General features: G+C 63.7%; 13 protein-coding genes, 1 pseudogene and 1 riboswitch. Of the genes and pseudogenes, 9 read left to right on the plus strand and 5 right to left on the minus strand.

The window, feature by feature from the left end:
* Positions 1–16 precede the first annotated feature (16 nt).
* Positions 17–1587, minus strand: a pseudogene (locus tag ATY75_RS12145) (bifunctional diguanylate cyclase/phosphodiesterase).
* Between the two features lie 512 nt (positions 1588–2099).
* The gene (locus ATY75_RS12150) at positions 2100–2654 is read right to left on the minus strand and encodes a histidine phosphatase family protein (RefSeq protein WP_088937721.1); all 555 of its coding nucleotides are present in this window, start codon (positions 2652–2654) and stop codon (positions 2100–2102) included.
* 106 nt (positions 2655–2760) lie between these two features.
* A riboswitch (cobalamin riboswitch) is annotated at positions 2761–2836 on the plus strand.
* Between the two features lie 50 nt (positions 2837–2886).
* On the opposite strand from ATY75_RS12150, the gene ATY75_RS12155 reads away from it, so the two are divergent.
* The 3 genes from ATY75_RS12155 to ATY75_RS12165 all read left to right on the plus strand — a co-directional run bounded on the left by ATY75_RS12155 (position 2887) and on the right by ATY75_RS12165 (position 4733).
* Complete coding sequence (locus ATY75_RS12155) at positions 2887–3096, plus strand: CbtB-domain containing protein (RefSeq protein ID WP_088937722.1); 210 nt, start codon at positions 2887–2889, stop codon at positions 3094–3096.
* A 12-nt stretch (positions 3097–3108) separates the two neighbouring features.
* A complete protein-coding gene (locus tag ATY75_RS12160) occupies positions 3109–3843 on the plus strand; it encodes a CbtA family protein (protein ID WP_088937723.1) in 735 nt (244 codons plus the stop codon).
* A gap of 260 nt (positions 3844–4103) precedes the next feature.
* A complete protein-coding gene (locus ATY75_RS12165; protein WP_088937724.1) occupies positions 4104–4733 on the plus strand; it encodes a hypothetical protein in 630 nt (209 codons plus the stop codon).
* Here ATY75_RS12165 and ATY75_RS12170 read toward each other — a convergent pair.
* On the minus strand, positions 4718–5380 hold the full coding sequence (locus tag ATY75_RS12170) for a sulfite oxidase-like oxidoreductase (protein ID WP_088937763.1): 663 nt from the start codon (positions 5378–5380) through the stop codon (positions 4718–4720). The two genes, ATY75_RS12165 and ATY75_RS12170, sit on opposite strands and share 16 nt — an antisense overlap.
* A gap of 187 nt (positions 5381–5567) precedes the next feature.
* On the opposite strand from ATY75_RS12170, the gene ATY75_RS12175 reads away from it, so the two are divergent.
* The 6 genes from ATY75_RS12175 (at position 5568) to ATY75_RS12200 (ending at position 13344) form a co-directional block, all read left to right on the plus strand.
* Complete coding sequence (locus ATY75_RS12175) at positions 5568–7364, plus strand: sensor histidine kinase (RefSeq protein ID WP_348627399.1); 1797 nt, start codon at positions 5568–5570, stop codon at positions 7362–7364.
* On the plus strand, positions 7361–8695 hold the full coding sequence (locus ATY75_RS12180; RefSeq protein ID WP_088937725.1) for a sigma-54 dependent transcriptional regulator: 1335 nt from the start codon (positions 7361–7363) through the stop codon (positions 8693–8695). The genes ATY75_RS12175 and ATY75_RS12180 overlap by 4 nt, the downstream gene beginning before the upstream one ends.
* Before the next feature lie 215 nt (positions 8696–8910).
* Positions 8911–9894 carry a tripartite tricarboxylate transporter substrate-binding protein gene (locus ATY75_RS12185; RefSeq protein WP_088937726.1) on the plus strand — a complete coding sequence of 328 codons (984 nt, stop codon included), beginning with the start codon at positions 8911–8913 and terminating at the stop codon, positions 9892–9894.
* 196 nt (positions 9895–10090) lie between these two features.
* Positions 10091–10552 carry a tripartite tricarboxylate transporter TctB family protein gene (locus ATY75_RS12190; RefSeq protein ID WP_088937727.1) on the plus strand — a complete coding sequence of 154 codons (462 nt, stop codon included), beginning with the start codon at positions 10091–10093 and terminating at the stop codon, positions 10550–10552.
* A 9-nt stretch (positions 10553–10561) separates the two neighbouring features.
* Entirely contained in the window at positions 10562–12067 is a 1506-nt protein-coding gene (locus ATY75_RS12195; protein WP_088937728.1) for a tripartite tricarboxylate transporter permease, read from the plus strand.
* A gap of 107 nt (positions 12068–12174) precedes the next feature.
* Positions 12175–13344: a M20 aminoacylase family protein gene (locus ATY75_RS12200; protein ID WP_088937729.1), complete on the plus strand. Its 1170-nt coding sequence runs from the start codon at positions 12175–12177 to the stop codon at positions 13342–13344.
* A 174-nt stretch (positions 13345–13518) separates the two neighbouring features.
* Here the strand turns inward: ATY75_RS12200 and ATY75_RS12205 are convergent, their stop codons facing one another.
* Entirely contained in the window at positions 13519–15306 is a 1788-nt protein-coding gene (locus ATY75_RS12205; protein WP_088937730.1) for an adenine deaminase, read from the minus strand.
* Positions 15303–16223: a nucleoside hydrolase gene (locus tag ATY75_RS12210; RefSeq protein ID WP_088937731.1), complete on the minus strand. Its 921-nt coding sequence runs from the start codon at positions 16221–16223 to the stop codon at positions 15303–15305. The genes ATY75_RS12205 and ATY75_RS12210 overlap by 4 nt, the downstream gene beginning before the upstream one ends.
* Positions 16224–16225: the final 2 nt, after the last annotated feature.

Consider the following 16225-nt stretch of genomic DNA (forward strand, 5'->3'; position numbering starts at 1 on the left):
ACGCCGGGGCATGGCGTCAGGCCGTTGAGGCCAGACTGGCATTACGATCGCGGATGAAGATGCCCGCCTCGGCGGCGGGCATCGCCTTGCCGAAAAGATAGCCCTGGCCGATGTCGCAGCCGAGCTGCAGCAGGAAGGCGAACTGGCCGTGCTCCTCGACGCCTTCGGCGGTCGTCTTGATGTTGAGGCTCCGGCCGAGTCCGAGCATGGCGCGGACGATCTTTTCCTGGCGTTCGTCGCCGCGATAGGTGGCGATGAAGCTTTTGTCGATCTTGATCTTGTCGAAACGATAACGGGCGAGCTGGGCCAGACTCGAATAGCCCGTGCCGAAATCGTCGAGCGCGATCTGGATGCCGGCCGCGTGCAGCTCGTCGAGGATGACGGCGGCGACGGCGGGATCCTGGATCAGCGCGTTCTCGGTGATCTCCACCTCCAGGCGCTGCGGCGGCAGCCGGCTTGCCGCAAGGACCTTGAGAATACGTGACGTCAGTAGCCTGTCTTCCATCTGCACCGGCGAGACGTTGAAGGATAGCATCACATGGTCCGGCCAGGTGAGTGCGTCGCTGCAGGCCTGGGCGAGCAGATCCTCGAACAATGCGGTGATCATCCCATTTTCCTCGGCGATATCGATGAAAACAGGCGGTGGAAATTTGACGCCGTCTTCGCCGATCCAGCGCGCCAGGGCCTCGAAGCCGCAGAGCTGACCGGTCTTCAGGTCGATCAGCGGCTGATAGAAGGGTTTGATCGCCTTGTTGGCGATTGCGGCGCGCAGCCTGGTTTCCAGCGCGGCGCGTTCCGTGACCTTGTCCTGCATGGCCGGTTCGAAAGCGAAATAATGGTTAGGGCCGCGTGATTTTGCCTCGTACATGGCGAGGTCGGCACGATGGGCGGCATCTTCCAGCGGTTCGGCTCCCTCGGTCCAGCGGTCGTAGCCGACGCTGGCGCCGACTTCGACGGCAAAGCCGTCGATATGGATCGGCCGGGTGACAGCCTGGATCAGCAGTCTGGCAAAACGCTCCTCGCGCTGTGCGGTCAGGGCAAAGGCAACGATGATGAATTCGTCGCCGCCGAAGCGGTAGACGCAATCGGCGTTGCCGAGCGCGCAGATTCGTCTGGCAACCTCGATCAGCAGAATGTCGCCGCCCTTGTGGCCGACGAGATCGTTGACTTTCTTGAAGCCGTCGAGATCGACGGAGAAGAGCGTGACGTTGCGGTCCCACTCCTCGATCTGGTCCTCGTCGTCCTTCACCGGCGTGAGAGGATCTTGCGCTCGAAGGCGTAGCGGTTCGGCAGCTTGGTCAGATGGTCGTGGGTTGCGGTCCAATCGGCCTTCGCCTGGGCGGCGGCGCGCAGTTCCGTTTCCTTGCGCAGGTCGGCGATACGCAGCACCGAATAGATGAAGCTCATGGCGCCGGCGATGCCGAGCGCCAGAACGAGTTTGTCGGCGCCATATTCGCCGAAACCGGTCATGAAGGAGACAAGGCTGTCGTCGAGTTGCAAAAGCACGCCGAGGAGCCAGAGAGTTATCCCAAGCCCGACGATCGACATGCATTGCCTTCCGGCCCTGCTCTGGAAAAACACCGGCATATGGCCTTCTCCATCTCCACCCTGTGCCGAACTATCATGAAAGTCTGAAATGTTCGTTGAAACCAGAAGGCGAATTATTAGAGACGGCAGCCTGTTGCTGCACCGTCGAGAGACGAATGCGCCTCTCGTGACGCGGGGGGAGGAAGAGCACGAAGGCGAGCGTGCTGTCGCATGCTCGCCCTTTCTCGTGCTTCAGGCGGTGACGATCAGCAGCGGCACGCTGACGATGAGACCGACCAGAACCGTGATTGTGGCGAAACGCATCAAGCGCAGGCGCCGCGTACGCTCCCCACTCCAATCATATGTCATGTCTTCCATCTCCTTGGGATAAGGAAGTAGCCCCGGCGAAACCGGGTTCAATAGAGATGACGCGATTTGCTTGTGTAAGGCTGGATAAGATGAGGGATCGCTAAAGCATGTCGCGCAAAAGTGTGGAGCGGTTTTGCGGCAACGGCATGCGCAAGAACAAAGCGATAAAGCGAAGGAGCGAATCTGAAAGATCGCGACGCGCTTTAATGGTGAAAACGCAGAGACCAGCGCCGTCCGTTGCTGGTCATGCGAACGATACCAAGCGGCTCGATGTCGACGAGCCAGAAAGAGGACGGCGGGGCCCGAAGCACATGCGCAACCGCTGCCCGGATGACGGCGGCGTGGCTGATGGCGATCACATGGCCGCCGAGGGCGGATTCATTGTCCATCCAGCCGGCGACGCGTATGGCAAGATCAACAAGGCTCTCGCCCCCGTGCGGGACCGCTTCCGGATCGCTCATCCAGGCCATGAGGCCCTCCGGTTCTTCGGCCTCGATCGCCGCGATCGACTTGCCGGCCCAGCGGCCATGATCGCAGTCGCCAAGGACAGGGTCTATCCGGGCTTGGAGGCCGAGCGCGTCGGCAGTCTGGCGGGCGCGCAAGGCCGGGCTGGTGGCAATACGGTCGGCGCGAGGCAGGGCGGCCATCCCGGCCGCTTCTTCCGCGGCCTTGTCCTCCAGCGGTTCGTCGAGCGGGAACAGGCCCTTGCGGCTTGCCGCCGTCGCGCCGTGGCAGATCCAGGTAAGGCGCGTGTTCACGGTCGTTCCGATCTCCGGATAGCGATGGGAATAGCCCTTCGCCCCTTCATGAAGTTTCGTTGACAGGCTCTTCGGCGTGCAGGTATAACCGGCCTGTTGCGGGTTTGGAAGCCGGTGGAAATCCGGCGCGGTCGCGCCACTGTGACCAGCGTGTCGAAGCTTCTTCGCGCTGGAAGTCAGACCTTACCGCACAAGCACTCTTTCGACTGAACGCGTCATTCCGGAGGAATACATGTCTGACACCACTTTCGCGCCGGTCGCGGCACCGGCACCGATCCCGGTAGGAGAGATCCTGCCCTGGGCGATCTTCGGCGGCCTGCTGATGCTCATCGCTATTTATTTCGTCGGCACCGAGGAAGGCGCGATGGCGCTGTTCAACGGCATGTATGTGCACGAATTCGTGCATGACGCCCGCCATCTCCTCGGCTTTCCCTGCCACTAGGGAGATATCGACATGGTTGGAAACCTTCTCCTTCGCGGCATGCTCGCGGGGCTGCTCGCCGGTATCCTCGTTTTCGCTTTCGCCCATGCCTTCGGCGAGCCGCTGGTCGATGCGGCGATCGCCTTCGAGGAGGCGAGCGCCCAGGCGGCCGGCGAAGCTGCCGAACCTGAAATCGTCAGCCGCGCCACTCAGGCGGGGCCCGGGCTCTTTATCGGCGTCGTGGCCTACAGCATCGCCGTCGGCGGGCTTTTCGCGCTCGCCTTCGCTTTTGTGCATGGCCGCATCAGCAGCCTTTCGGCGCGCGGCACCTCGGCGGTCATCGCCATTTTCGCCTTCGTGGCGATCGTGCTCGTTCCCGCTATCAAATATCCGGCCAACCCGCCGGCCGTCGGCAATGCCGATACGATCGGCGTCAGGACCGAGCTGTTCTTCCTGATGATCGTCGTTTCGCTCGCCGCGCTGATTGCCGCGGTGGTGCTGTCGCGCCGTCTTTCCGAACGTTTCGGCCACTGGAACGGCGCGATCATTGCCGGTATCGCCTATTTCGTCTTCATCGGCCTCGTGCTCTATCTGCTGCCGCCGATCAACGAGGTGCCGGAGAACTTCTCGGCCATGGTGCTCTGGCGTTTCCGGACGACAACGCTCGCCATGCATGCGATCCTCTGGGCAACACTTGGCCTTGCCTTCGGGGTGTTGGCGGAAAAGCGGCTTGCAGCGAAGGGCGGGCAGCGGCTGGCGTTTCGGTGATTGGGCGTATCGAGGTTGCGGCTTGCTACCCCTTCTCCCCAGCGGGGAGAAGGTGGCCCGAAGGGTCGGATGAGGGGGCCACACGGCACGCCCTCTATGTTGCCCTTCGCTTGTGCTCAGTGCATTCGCAGCTTTGCTGCTCCCCCCCTCATCTGCCTGCCGGCATCTTCTCCCCGCTGGGGAGAAGGGGTATGTGGCAACGCCGTGTTCCTCTCTCGTCCGTCAGGAGTCCGAGGACAGGAATGAGGCAAGCTGGAGGGATGGCACGCTATCTCTATCGATGGCTTGCTTTTCTCGGTCTCAGCGCATGCTTGCTTCTAGTCATTGCTGAAAACGCCCTTGCTCATAGCCGCAGCGCCGGCGGCAGCCATGCGGGCCTCGATATCCCGGCAATTTCGCATGGCGAGATGGCGGTGATTTCGGACTATCGCGACCGAATTATCGGCCTGGCGTCCCAAGCCGTCGATACGAACGAGCCATTCCGGCGGGTTCTGAACTATGCCCAAATCCAGTATTCCTATTGTCTCTGGGGACGGATGCCGGGCAGCGTTGGTGACGAGGGGAGCCCGTTCAACGAATGCGCCCATGCCTATCTGGCGGCGACCAAGGCGGTATTGCTTTCGATGCGTGAGATACCGCGGGAGGCCGTTGCGGCTGGTGACATCATTTCCGCGGTCGATGCCGATATGGTGCGGCGCAGCCTGGCGCTCATCACCTGCCGGTTCAGCGGCGAGGCGTTCAACACCGCCGATGTCGTCAAACCAAGCTGGAGCAAAGTGCCGTTTCATCTAGCCAGCATGGCGTCGCTGACGGGGCTCGCCGCTCTGTTCGCCCTTGCGGTGTTTGCGCTTGGCCGCTTTCTGCGGCCGAAGGCTCAATCGTCGGAATAGCGCTGCTCGCGCCACGGATCGCCATACATATGGTAGCCGTTCTTTTCCCAGAAGCCGGCTTCGTCCTTCGGCATCAGTTCGATGCGGCGCAGCCATTTGGCGCTTTTCCAGAAATAAAGATGCGGCACGACGAGGCGCATCGGGCCGCCGTGGTCCGGCGTCAGCGGCAGGCCTTCCCATGATGTCACAAGAATCGCATCCTCGGCGGCGAAATCCGCCAGCGGCAGGTTGGTGGTATAGCCGTCATAACTCGTCAGCATGACGTAACCGGCTTCCGGCTTCGGCATGGCGAGATCGAGCAGGTCGCGCGTGGAAACACCCTGCCATTTGTTATCGTAGCGCGACCAGGTGGTGACGCAGTGGATATCGCTGACCTTGGTGCTTTGCTCGATCGCCTGGAAGTCGGCCCAGGTAAGGGTCAGCGGCGCTTCCACGAGGCCGCGCACTTCGAGACGCCAGGTATCGGTAGAGATGACGGGCTGCTGGCCGAGGTCGAGCACCGGCCAGTTTTTGACGAGATGCTGGCCGGGCGGCAGGCGCTCGGATTCAGGGCGGCTGATGCGGCCGGTCAGGAACTTGCCCTCTGCCGCCCAGCGACGCTTGGAGCTGGTGAGCTTGCTGTCGGCAGGCGTCTTGTCGTCGCTCATGATGGGGTTCCTTGCGATACGGCAATAGGGCATTCGCGTCTCCGGGTGTCAAGTTTCGGCAGGCCCTTGGAAATCCCTGTCGGCGTCATTAAACTTGAGCCGTCGGGTATGCCTCGCTGGGGAGGGGAGGCGGAAAGGGGAGGAGCCGGATCTGTCTTCGAGATATCGTGCGATAGCGGCCTTACTGGTGGTGCCGCTAATCATCTTCGCCTTCTTCACCTATGGAAGCGCGATTGCGACGCGCGCCTATATGGGAGAGGCCTCGGCGCAGGCGGGAACGGCGCTGCGCCTTGCCGTCTCGGCGCTCAGCGGTCACCTCAACCGCTACGAGGCGCTGCCGGCGCTGATCGCCGATCACGACGACATCAAGGAACTGGTGAGCGCCCCTGAAAATGCGGCACTGCGCGATGCGGCCAATCTCTATCTCAAGGAGATCAACGGGCTGCTGAAATCCTCCGACATTTATGTGGTCAAGCCTGACGGAGAGACAATCGCAGCCAGCAATTACGATGGCCCGGGAAGCTTCGTCGGGCAGAATTTCAGCTACCGGCCTTATTTTCAAGACGCGATCGAAGGCCGGCAGGCGCGGTTCTATGCACTCGGCACCACTTCGCTGAAGCGCGGTTATTATTTCTCGGCGCCGATCAGGGTCGAGGCGGATATTCGTGGCGTCATCGTCTTCAAGGTCGACATCGACATGATCGAATCCTCCTGGGGCGGCGGCGAATACAAGATCTTCGTTTCGGATCCGGAGGGTATCATCTTCATGTCCGGCAGCCCGGAATGGCTCTACGGCGCGATCCTGCCGCTGACGACCGACCGCATCGCTCGGACGGAAGGCTCGCGGCGTTATGCCAATGCCAGGCTGACCGAGTTGCCGGTGACGCGCCAGCGCTTTGAGCCGCATGAGCTGATGACGCTCGCCGGCGAGCGCGGCTCCAGCGAATATCTGGTGCTCTCGCATTACATGCCGGCCGAGGACTGGACGGTAAATGTGCTGATGGAAACGAGTTCCATTCGCGCCCAGGCGCGCACGGCGCTTGCGGCCGTCTTTCTCATCCTCTGCATTGCCGGGCTGGCGGTCGCGGTTCTGCGCCAGCGGCGGGCGCGGCTTGCCGAGCGCATGCAGCTGCAAACAGAGGCTCGCAATGAGCTGGAGCGGCGCGTCGAGGAGCGCACGGCCGATCTTGCCCGCGTCAACAGCCGCATCGAGGAGGAGATATCGGAGCGGCGTCTGACCGAGCAGCAGCTCCGCCAGACGCAGGCCGATCTCATCCAGGCCGGTAAGCTTGCCGGGCTGGGGCAAATGTCGGCTGCGCTGTCGCACGAATTCAACCAGCCGCTCGCCGCCGCCAAGACCTATACGGACAGCGCCTCCGTTCTCATCGATCGCGGCCGGACGGAGGAAGCGCGGGACAATATAAGGCGGATCGGCGGGCTGATCGACCGCATGGCGGCGATCAGCCGGCATCTGCGCAACTTCGCCCGCAAACCGAACGAGAAACTCAGCTCGGTTCCTCTCGACGAGGCGATGCATGACACGCTCGAGATCATCGCCTGGCGGCTGAAGGCGGCCGATGCCGAGCTCCGGCTTGATCTGGGGACCCGACCGCCGGTGGTGCGTGCCGGTTCGGTGCGTCTGCAGCAAGTGCTGGTGAATGTGATTTCCAATGCGGCCGATGCGGTGGAAGGGCTGGACGACAGACGTATCGAGGTTTCGGCCTTCGAGGAGGCTGGCAAGGTGGTGCTGACGGTGCGCGACCATGGGCCGGGCGTGCCGGCGGCGATTGCCGAGCGTATCTTCGATCCCTTTTTCACGACCAAGGGCGTCGGCAAGGGGCTCGGTCTCGGGCTGTCGATCTCCTACAATATCATCAAGGATTTCGGCGGCAGCCTTTCCGCGGCCAATCATCGGGAAGGGGGCGCTGTGTTCCGTATCGAGCTGCAATCGGCGGCAGGGCTGATGCCGGAGGCTGCGGAATGAACGACGCGAAGATCCTGCTGGTCGACGACGAGGAGGAGTTGCGCCGCTCGACGGCGCAGGCGCTGGAGCTGTCCGGCTTCAGCGTTGACACCTTTTCGAACGGCGATCATGTGCTGGAATTGATCGGCTACAGTTTTCCAGGCGTCGTCGTCAGCGATATCCGCATGCCCGGCATGGACGGCATGACGCTGATGCAGAAGATCCGCGAGCTCGACCCGGAGGTGCCGGTCATTCTCGTTACCGGCCATGGCGACGTTCAGCTTGCGGTAAAGGCGATGCGTGAAGGCGCCTATGATTTCATCGAAAAGCCGTTCACGCCGGAGATGCTTGCCGGCGTCATCCGCCGGGCGATGGAGCGGCGCGGCCTCGTGCTGGAAAACCGGCTGCTGAAAGCGGTCGCCGGCAAGCGCGATGATATCGAGGCGCGGCTGCCGGGGCGCACGCAGGTGATGGTGGATCTGCGTTACCGTCTCCGGGCGATCGGGGCGAGCGATGCCGATACGCTTGTTGTCGGGGAAACCGGCGCCGGCAAGGAGGTGGTGGCGCGGGCGCTGCATGATATCAGCGCCCGGGCGAGCCGGCCGTTCATCGCGATCAATTGCGCCGCGCTGCCGGCAAACCTGATCGAAAGCGAGCTCTTCGGCCATGAGGTTGGCGCCTTTCCCGGCGCCGTGAGGCCGCGTTACGGAAAGTTCGAGCATGGGCGCGGCGGCACCATTCTGCTTGACGAAATCGGCTCCATGCCCTTCGACCTGCAGGCAAAGTTCCTGCGCGTGCTGCAGGAGCGGATGATTTCCCGGCTGGGATCGAATGAGACGGTGGCGCTTGATGTGCGCTTTATCGCGACGAGCAAGGTGGATCTCGAGGCGGAGGTGGCAGCGGGACGCTTCCGCGCCGACCTGTTCTACCGGCTGAACGTTGCGACGCTGCATGTGCCGTCGCTGTCGCAGCGCCGGGCGGACGTTCCGCTGCTCTTTCTGCAACTGGTGCGGGAAGCCGCCGCCCGCTACGGCCGCGACGAGGTGGCCGTGCCGCCCGAGGTGATCTCCGACATCGCCCAACGCGACTGGCCGGGCAATGTGCGTGAACTGAGGAATGCTGCCGACCGTCTGGTTCTCGGTCTCGACGATGGAGGGCCCCAGGCCGGGGAGGCGACCGGGCTTGCCGAGCGCGTCGCCGAATTCGAGCGGGGTGTCATTGCCAGCGCGCTGGTGGCACATGGCGGCAGCCTAAAGCCCGTCTATGAGACGCTCGGCATTTCCCGGAAGACCCTCTACGAAAAAATGCAGAAATACGGCCTCGACAAGCGGATGCTGACCACCGAAGACTAATTCTCGGCGGTCGACTGTGTTCGTCATGGGTGGAAATCCACCCATCGTATAAGCCGTTTGTTTCCAAATCGACCCATGCTGCATCGCACTGTCGCAAAATCGTCTGTCGAAAGTGGCTGCACTGATTGCGGGCCGGTTTTTCCCGGCGGCAAATAGGTCATGCCCGGCGCGGAGGATGTGTCGGCGGGCTTGCTTGTTTCATCAGGGAGGAAACGATGAAAATTCTGAAGGCCATGCTCGGCCTGACCGCGGCTGCCGCAGTCTCTCTTCTCGCCGGCGCCGCTTCGGCGCAGACCTATCCCGAACGGACCATCACCATGGTCGTGCCCTTTGCGGCCGGCGGCCCGACCGACACCGTCGCGCGCCTCGTCGCCGAATCCATGTCGAAGGATCTCGGTCAGCAGATCGTCGTCGAAAATGTCGGCGGCGCCGGCGGCACGCTCGGCGCCGGCCGCGTGGCCAGCGCCGATCCCGACGGCTACACGATCCTGCTGCACCATATCGGCATGGCGACCAGCGCCACGCTCTACCGCAAGCTCGCCTATGACACGCTCGGCGCCTTCGATTATGTCGGCCTCGTCACCGAGGTGCCGATGACGATCGTCGCACGCAAGGATTTCGAGCCGACCGATCTCAAGGGCCTGATCGACTATATCAAGGCCAACAAGGACAAGGTGACGGTCGCCAATGCCGGCATCGGTGCGGCCTCGCATCTCTGCGGCATGATGTTCATGAGCGCCATCCAGACGCCTCTCACCACCGTTCCCTATAAGGGCACCGGCCCTGCCATGACCGACCTGCTCGGCGGCCAGGTCGACGTCATGTGCGACCAGACGACCAACACGACCAAGCAGATCCAGGGCGGCACGATCAAGGCCTATGCCGTGACCTCGCCGAAGCGCCTCGACGTGATGAAGGACATTCCGACGGCAGTCGAAGCCGGCCTGCCGGGTTTCGAAGTCGGCATCTGGCACGGTATCTACACGCCGAAGGGCACGCCGGCCGCAATCAACGAACGCCTGTCGAAGTCGCTGCAGGTCGCTCTGAAGGACCCGAATGTCGGTGCCCGCTTCGCCGAACTCGGCACGGCGCCATCCTCCGACGCCGATGCGACGCCGGCTGCGCTGAAGGCCAAGCTCGAAAGTGAGATCGCCCGCTGGAAGCCGGTGATCGAGGCTGCCGGGGAATATGCGGATTAGTGAGGGATGCGCCAGGAATAGCCCCTCACCCTAACCCTCTCCCCGTAAACGGGGAGAGGGGACCTGCCGTAGTGATCGCGGCAGAGACAGTGGCCGGCGGCATGTCCCTTCTCCCCCGCAGGGAGAAGGTGGCGGCAGGCGGATGAGGGGCAATCGCCGCAGCAACGACGCTCCATCTCCAACTCCAGGAGACACCATGAAATCCATCAGTTTCGATACCACCAATGCGATCTGCGGCGGACTTTTCGTCGCGACCGGCGCTTTCTTCGCCATCCAGTCGCTGGGGCTCGACCTCGGCACGGCGGTGCGCATGGGACCCGGTTATTTTCCGTTGGTGCTGGCCTGCGTGCTCGTGCTTCTCGGCGCGATCATCTTCATTCAGGCGCTGCGCGTCGAGGGAGAGCCGATCGGTCTCTTTGCCTGGCGCGGCATGTTCTTCATCCTGCCGGCGCCCGTCTTCTTCGGGCTGACGGTGCGCGGGCTCGGATTTGCGCCGGCGCTGTTTTTCACCGCGTTCATCGCCTGCTTCGCATCGCAAAAGATGAACGTGTTCTTCGCGATCATCCTTTCGCTGCTGCTGACTGTCTTTTCGGTTGCGGTCTTCAGCTATGGGCTCGGCCTGCCATTCGAGCGCTTCGGTCCCTGGGTCCGGTTCTAGGAGGCGATGATGGATCTTTTCAGCAATCTCGCGCTCGGTTTTGAGACAGCCGGCACTCTGGACAATCTGCTCTTCTGCCTGATCGGCGTGCTGCTCGGCACGTTGATCGGGGTGCTGCCCGGTATCGGCGCCACGGCGACGATCGCCATGCTTTTGCCGATCACCTTCCAGCTCGAGCCGGTCTCCTCGCTGATCATGCTGGCCGGCATCTATTACGGCGCCCAGTACGGCGGTTCGACGACGGCGATCCTTATCAACATGCCGGGCGAATCCTCCTCCGCCGTCACCGCGATCGACGGTTACCAGATGGCCCGCAAGGGCAGGGCGGGGGCAGCGCTTGCGATCGCCGCACTCGGTTCGTTCTTTGCCGGCACGGTCTCGACCTTCCTCGTTGCGATCTTCGCGCCGCCGCTCACCGCGATTGCGCTGCAATTCGGCTCGGCGGAATATTTCTCGCTGATGATCGTCGGCCTCGTTTCGTCGATCGCGCTTGCGCACGGCTCCGTCGTCAAGGCCTTAGCGATGGTGGCGCTCGGGTTGCTGCTCGGTCTGGTCGGCACCGACATCTATACCGGCACGCCGCGCTTCACGCTCGGCATCCGCGAATATGCCGACGGGCTAAATTTTGTGGCGCTCGCCGTCGGTGTCTTCGGCGTGGCGGAAATCCTCCGCAACCTCGAGGGTGAATCGACACGCACGGTGCTGATGGCCAAGGTCTCCGGCCTCTTGCCGTCGCGCCAGGAATTCAAGGAGATGATCGCGCCGGTCTTTCGCGGCACGGCGATCGGTTCGGCGCTCGGCATTCTGCCCGGCGGCGGCGCGATCCTCGCTTCCTTCGCCTCCTATACGGTGGAGAAACGCCTGTCGAAGACGCCCGAGGAATTTGGCAATGGCGCCGTCGCCGGTGTGGCCGGGCCGGAATCGGCCAACAATGCCGGGGCGCAGACGTCGTTCATCCCGCTGCTGACGCTCGGCATTCCGGCCAATCCCGTCATGGCGCTGATGGTCGGCGCGATGATCATTCAGGGGATCGTCCCGGGACCGAATGTCGCCACCGAGCAGCCGGCGCTGTTCTGGGGCATCATCGCCTCGATGTGGATCGGCAACCTGATGCTGGTCATCCTCAACCTGCCGCTGATCGGGCTCTGGGTGAAACTCTTGACCGTGCCCTATTACGTGCTTTTCCCCGTCATCATGGCCTTCTGCTCGATCGGGGTCTACAGCGTCAACGCCAATGTCTACGACCTCTATGCCGTCGCCTTCTTCGGGCTGATCGGCTACGTGCTGGCAAAGCTTCGCTGCGAGCCGGCGCCGCTGCTGCTCGGTTTCGTGCTCGGGCCGCTGCTTGAGGAGAACCTGCGGCGGGCGATGATCCTGTCGCGCGGCGATCCGATGACCTTCGTCACGCGGCCGATCAGCGCCACGCTGCTGGCGATCGCGGTCGCCGTGCTGATCGTGGTCTTCCTGCCGAGCGTCAAGAAGAAGCGCGAAGAGGTGTTCGTCGAAGAGACTTGATGGTTGAACTTGCGGCCTGTTTGATGAACAAAGGATGATCTGACGCGGGCGCCGGTTGGGCGCCCGTTTCGCTTGACAGGATATCCCGGCCCCAGGAGCATTGCCCGATGAGCATCCCCGCCCGGATCAAGGACGATCTGCCGTTCCTCACCTCTTTGCGCCACGATCTGCATGCCCATCCCGAACTCGGCTTCGAGGAGGAGCGCACCAGCGACATCGTCGCGAGACTTCTCGAGGAGGCCGGCATCACGGTGCATCTCGGCCTCGGCGGCACCGGCGTCGTCGCCACGCTCCAGGTCGGCAATGGCACGCGCAGGATCGGGCTGCGCGCCGATATGGATGCGCTCGCCATGCCTGAAACGGCGGATCGCCCTTATAAATCGACCGTGCCCGGAAAAATGCATGCCTGCGGCCATGACGGTCATACCACGATGCTTCTCGGCGCCGCACGATATCTTGCGGCGACGCGAGGTTTTTCCGGCACGGTGCATTTCATCTTCCAGCCGGCCGAAGAGGGCCGCGGCGGCGCGAAGCGCATGGTGGAGGAGGGGCTGTTCAAGCTTTTCCCCTGCGACGCCGTCTACGGGCTGCACAATATGCCAGGACTGTCGGTCGGCGAGATTGCCGTGGTCGAGGGGCCGCAGCTCGCCTCTTCCGATAGCTGGCGCATTACCTTTCGCGGCATCGGCACGCACGGCGCCAAGCCGCATCTCGGCCGCGATCCGATCACCGCCGCCGCCACCTTCCTGGCATCGCTGCAGACGATCGTCGGGCGGGTGGTCGATCCGCTGCAGCCGGCCGTTGTCAGCGCCTGTTTCCTGCAGGCGGGCGATCCGAAGGCTTTAAATGTCATTCCCGATATTGTGGAGATCGGCGGCACGGCACGCGCCTATTCGCGCGAGGTGCGGGAGCAGCTGGAGACCGAGATCGGCCGGCTGGCTAGCGGAACGGCTGCTATGTACCGCATATCGGCCGATTGTCGTTTCGAGCGGCGCATTCCGCCGGTGATCAATGACGCGGATGCGACCGCCCGGGCGCTTACTGCTGCCGGCACCGTCTTTGGTGAAAAAGTGCGGACAAACTTTCCGCCGTCGACGGCGGGCGACGACTTCGCCTTTTTCGCCCAGAAGGCGCCGGGCTGCTACGTCTGGCTCGGCAACGGGCCGGCGGTGGACGGGGCGCTGCATCACAACACCGCCTATGATTTCAACGATGGCGCGCTTGGTTATGGGGTGGCTTATTGGGTAGCGTTGGTGGAGCGGGAGTTGAAGGCGTAGCTAGAACTGCGGTTGCGGCCCCCTCATGCGCCCTGCCGGGCACCTTCTCACTGGGGAGAAGGGAATTGTCGCAGCGTCTCGATTCCCCCTTCTATCCCTCGGGGAGGAGGTGCCCGTAGGGCGGATGAGGGGGCTGCACGGCAATCCCTCACTTTGTGGTCTGTGCTTCCAGACTTACAAAACCTCCAACACCGGGCTTTCCAGCACCTTGCCCGTCACCACATCCGCAATCCCCCGGTCCGTCTGGTGCGGGCCGGCATTGCAGGCAAGCGTTGCGCCGAAGCAGGCCTTGAAGACCCGGTAGGGCGGTTTCCAGTCGACGATTTTTTCCATGGCTTTGCGGATGCCGGCGAAGGCCGAAGCGGTGTCCTTCAGCGAGGCGCCGGTCACTAGGCCGGAGAGCGGTAGCGGCAGTATCGCCTCGATCTTTCCGTCTTTGGCGACCGCCATGCCGCCGCCGGCTGATATGACGGCGTTGGCGGCGAGCGCCATGTCGCGCGCATTGCCGCCGAAGACGGTGAGGTTGTGGCTGTCATGCGAGACGGTGGTGCAGAAGGCGCCGCGCCATTCGCCCCAGCCGGTGAGGAAGCCGATGCGCGGAGTCCCGTCGGCCTTGCCGTGCCGATGGGCGACGGCGATCATGGCGCTGCCGACCGGCGGCACGACGAACCCGCCTCTGACCTGCGTCTCCGCCTCGGCCCATTGCGTGAAGCGCGGGCGGTCGATGGTGGCGACGCGGACGCGCTCGCCTCTCGACGGGATACGGAAATCATCCTCGGCGAATTGCGGAAGCTTCACCGAATTTTCAAGCGGCGCCGTATCGAGCTGTTTGGCGTCGACCTGCAGGCTGCCGTTACCGGCGACGATGCGTCCACCCGAGATGACCAGCCGCGCCCGGAATTGCTCGAGGTCCTCGAAGAGCACGATGTCGGCGCGGCGGCCGGCGGCGATAAGGCCGAGATCGGAGCGCTTCAGCCGCTCGGCGGCGTTAAAGGTCGCGGCCCGGAGCGCCCATTCCGGCTTCATGCCGTAGCGCACCAGACGGCGGATGACATCGTCGAGGCCACCGCTTTGGTAGAGCTCATCGGGAAAGACGTCGTCGGTGCAGAGCGTCACTGTCGGCGGCAGGTGGCCGAGGCCGTTCAGCACCTCGACGAATTCCTTGAGCAGATGGTCATGCGAGCCGCGCAGCTCGATCGTCAGGCCGGCGGCAAGCTTGGCGGCGAGATCGGCGCCGGAGGTGAGTTCATGGTCGGAGGTGACGCCTGCAGCCATGAAGGCGTTGAGATCGGCACCCTCGAGGCCGCGGGCATGGCCGCAGACGAGTTTGCCGGCGGCAAGACCGGCATTGACGATGGCGCTCATGCGCGGCTCGCCGTCGATGATGCCGCGCATGTTCATGACCTCGGCGACGCCGCCGACGGCGGAGGAGCGCAGCATTTCGGCGATGACGGCGGCATCGAAATCGGCGCCGGCCAGTTCCAGGCCGGGTGCCGACGGCACGCAGGAGGGCGCGAGCAGGATCATGCGTAGCGGCAGTGAGCGCGCCGCCTCTACAGCCCAGTGCACGCCGTCGAGGCCATGGACATTGCCGAATTCATGCGGATCCCAGACGATGGTGGTGACGCCGCGCGGCAGCACGGCACGCGCATATTCGGCCGGTGTCACCATCGAGCTTTCGACATGCATGTGTGTGTCGATCAAGCCGGGTGTCAGGATGCCCCCAGCCGCATCGATGATCTCGGCGGCATCCGTGCGGCTTGCCGAAGCATGAACGCTGGCGATCAGCGCACCGACGAGACCGATATCGGCGTCTCGGATCAGGCCCGTCACCGCATCGAGCAGCCGGCCGCCGGTAATCAGCACGTCGAAAGGGGCATCGCCGCGCGCAGCCGAAACGGCGCGGGCGCGCAAGGCGGGATCATTGAGATCGGCAGGTTCCTGGCGAGGGGCGGCGTTCATTTGCGGGCCTCGTTGACCAGTGCGGCGAGAATGATCGCGAGCGCCCTGTCGGCATCGATGTCGGCGGCGAATTCTGCGTTGAAGCTGGCATGCGTGGCGCGGGTCTCGACGACGGTGCGGCCACGCGTCAGGCTGCCCTGCAGCTCGACGTCGATGCGCGCGGGGCGGAAGCTGACGATATCGGGGGCGACGAAGGCGACCGCGGCGCAGGGGTCGTAGATCGCCATTGCAGGGCGGCCGCGGCTGGTGGCGATGCGGATATAACCGGAAAACAGATCGGCGATCAGCGCGGCATTGGCGCCGCCGGCATTGCGCACCGGCTCGGCATTCTCCGGCCGTGCCAGCACCTTGCGGCAGAGGTCTAGATCGACCATGCGAAGCGGCAAGCGATGGGCGATGACGATCGACAAGGCTTCAGGATCGGCGAGCGCGTTGAACTCGGCAGACGCCGTGTGGTTGCCTGAGGTTACGCCGCCGCCCATCCAGACGAGGTCGCTGATGCGGGCGGCGAGATCGGGGCGGGCGAGCGCCACGGCGGCGACATTGGTGAGCGGTCCGAGCGCCAGGATGCGGTGCTGGCCGTCACGTTCCAGCCAGCGGCAAAGCGCTGAGAAGGCATCGCTTTCGGCAACGGCTGGTGCCTCCGGCAGGCTCCTGCCGATCGTCGGGATGCCGGTTGCGCCGAGGATCGCCTGGGCGGTTTCGAGCTTGCCGAGAACCGGCATGGCGCGGCCGGTGTGGATGGGGAACTTCCAGCAGAAGGCGGTGGCGGCGCCGGCGGCGTTCCTTCTCACCTGGAGCAGCGGCGCATTGCCGAAGACCAGCGATATGCCGTCGATGTCGAATTCCGACTGTGCCACCACCAGAATGGCGGCGATGTCGTCGAAGCCCATGTCGGTGTCGATCCAGACGCCCATGA

This window comes from Rhizobium sp. N122 (assembly GCF_002211295.1).
GTDB lineage: Bacteria > Pseudomonadota > Alphaproteobacteria > Rhizobiales > Rhizobiaceae > Rhizobium.

Bases quoted from the DNA above. Each gene is read 5' to 3' on its own strand.
- ATY75_RS12200 (WP_088937729.1), top strand. From the start codon at position 12,175: ATGAGCATCCCCGCCCGGATCAAGGACGATCTGCCGTTCCTCACCTCT.
- ATY75_RS12170 (WP_088937763.1), bottom strand. From the start codon at position 5,380: ATGAGCGACGACAAGACGCCTGCCGACAGCAAGCTCACCAGCTCCAAG.
- ATY75_RS12210 (WP_088937731.1), bottom strand. From the start codon at position 16,223: ATGGGCGTCTGGATCGACACCGACATGGGCTTCGACGACATCGCCGCC.
- ATY75_RS12195 (WP_088937728.1), top strand. From the start codon at position 10,562: ATGGATCTTTTCAGCAATCTCGCGCTCGGTTTTGAGACAGCCGGCACT.
- ATY75_RS12180 (WP_088937725.1), top strand. From the start codon at position 7,361: ATGAACGACGCGAAGATCCTGCTGGTCGACGACGAGGAGGAGTTGCGC.
- ATY75_RS12165 (WP_088937724.1), top strand. From the start codon at position 4,104: ATGGCACGCTATCTCTATCGATGGCTTGCTTTTCTCGGTCTCAGCGCA.
- ATY75_RS12155 (WP_088937722.1), top strand. From the start codon at position 2,887: ATGTCTGACACCACTTTCGCGCCGGTCGCGGCACCGGCACCGATCCCG.
- ATY75_RS12190 (WP_088937727.1), top strand. From the start codon at position 10,091: ATGAAATCCATCAGTTTCGATACCACCAATGCGATCTGCGGCGGACTT.
- ATY75_RS12160 (WP_088937723.1), top strand. From the start codon at position 3,109: ATGGTTGGAAACCTTCTCCTTCGCGGCATGCTCGCGGGGCTGCTCGCC.
- ATY75_RS12205 (WP_088937730.1), bottom strand. From the start codon at position 15,306: ATGAACGCCGCCCCTCGCCAGGAACCTGCCGATCTCAATGATCCCGCC.
- ATY75_RS12185 (WP_088937726.1), top strand. From the start codon at position 8,911: ATGAAAATTCTGAAGGCCATGCTCGGCCTGACCGCGGCTGCCGCAGTC.